General features: G+C 69.3%; 2 protein-coding genes and 1 pseudogene. All 3 read left to right on the top strand.

The features are described from left to right. Positions 1-746 (top strand): phage/gene transfer agent baseplate hub protein (locus tag ROA7023_RS23410; RefSeq protein WP_085881338.1); only part of this gene is annotated, 746 nt, incomplete at its 5' end. Then, on the top strand, positions 743-1177 hold the full coding sequence (locus ROA7023_RS23405) for an NlpC/P60 family protein (protein WP_085881337.1): 435 nt from the start codon (positions 743-745) through the stop codon (positions 1175-1177). The genes ROA7023_RS23410 and ROA7023_RS23405, both read left to right, overlap by 4 nt. A gap of 9 nt (positions 1178-1186) precedes the next feature. Further along, positions 1187-1823 (top strand): annotated as a pseudogene (locus ROA7023_RS23400) (baseplate multidomain protein megatron); the annotation flags it as partial.

Genomic DNA, 1823 nt, shown 5'->3' with positions numbered 1-1823 from the left:
CCGATTTCGAGCCGGAAAGCGGGCTGACGGCGTCAGAGTTCCGCTCTGGCTCCGACCTGTCGGTCGATGCGCAGGACGCCGAAGGTGTGCTGACCTCCGACCGGATCACCGAAACCGACATTCTCGATGGCCGCTGGGACAACGCGGAGGTCGAGGTCTGGCGCGTGAACTGGGCGGACACCAGCCAGCGCGTCCTGATGCGGCGCGGGGCCATCGGCCAGATCCGGCGCGGGCGACTGGCCTTCGTGGCCGAGGTTCGGTCATTGGCTCACGTGCTCGGGCAGACGGTGGGACGGACCTTCCAGGCGACGTGTGATGCCGCGCTTGGCGATGCGCGCTGCGGCATCGATCTGGAGAACTCCGCGTTCAAGGGCACGGGTGGCGTCATTGATCTCCTGCGCGACCGGGCCTTCACTTCCTCAGGGCTCGGCGGCTTCTCCTCCGGCTGGTTCACCTTCGGCACGGTCGAATGGACAAACGGCACGAATGCCGGGCGGCGCGCTGAAATCATCGCGCATGACGTGACCGACGGCATCGCCGTGCTAACGCTGCTCGAAGCGCCGGTACGCTCCATCGCCGAAGGCGACGCCTTCATTGTCCGCGCAGGCTGCGACAAGCGCATCGAGACCTGCGGAGCGAAGTTCGCCAATACCGCCAACTTCCGCGGCTTCCCGCACATCCCGGGCCAGGACACGATCCTGCGCTACGCGACCAACGACGGCGGCCACGACGGGGGCGTGCTGTGACGCCCGCCGACCTGGAACGGGTCATCGCGGCGGCGCGGTCCTGGCTCGGCACGCCCTATCACGACCAGGCCAGCCTGCGCGGCGTGGGCTGCGACTGCCTCGGACTCGCCCGGGGCGTCTGGCGCGAGGTCGTCGGCCCCGAGCCGTTCCCGATCCCGCCCTACAGCCGCGACTGGGGCGAGACGGGCCCGCGCGAGGTGCTGGCGGAAGGCGCGCGTGCCATGATGATCGAGGTGCCGTCCGCCGAGGCCGGGCCCGGCGCGTTCGTGCTGTTTCGCATGATGCCGCGCGCCATCGCCAAGCATGTCGGGATCCTGACGGGACCCGACAGCTTCCTCCACGCGTACGAGCGGCTGGGCGTGATCGAGGAACCGCTCACCGAAAGCTGGCGGCGGCGCATCGCCTTCGCCTTCCTGTTCCCGCAACGCTGAGACCCCGACATGGCAACGCTTGTCCTCGGCGCCGCTGGCGCCGCCATTGGCGGCAGCATCGGCGGCGCGATCCTCGGCGTGAGCGCCGCCACCATCGGCGGCTTCATCGGCTCCAGCATCGGCTCTGTCGTCGACAGCTGGATCATCTCGTCTTTGGCGCCGACGCAACGCATCGAGGGCGCGCGGCTCGACACGCTGCGCATCACCTCGGCCACCGAGGGCGCGGTGATCCCGCGGCTCTACGGCCGCATGCGCATGGGCGGCAACATCATCTGGGCGACGGATTTCCGCGAGGAGACCAAGACCACCACGCAGGGCGGCGGCAAGGGCGGCGGGGGCGGCAAGGTCAAGACCACCGAGTATCTCTACTACGCCAGCTTCGCCGTGGCGCTGTGCGAAGGCCCGATCACCGGCATCGGGCGCATCTGGGCCGACGGCAAGCCGATGGAGCTCACCGGCGTCACCTGGCGCTGGTATCCCGGAGACGAGACGCAGAGCCCTGATCCGTTCATCGCGGCGAAGATGGGCGCGGCCAACACCCCCGCCTATCGCGGCACCGCCTATGTGGTCTTCGAGGAACTGGCGCTCTCGACCTACGGCAACCGCCTGCCGCAGCTCTCCTTCGAGGTGTTCCGCCCGCTGGCCG

The organism is Roseisalinus antarcticus (assembly GCF_900172355.1).
Lineage (GTDB): Bacteria > Pseudomonadota > Alphaproteobacteria > Rhodobacterales > Rhodobacteraceae > Oceanicola > Oceanicola antarcticus_A.
This window is presented reverse-complemented; position numbering and strand designations above follow the sequence as displayed.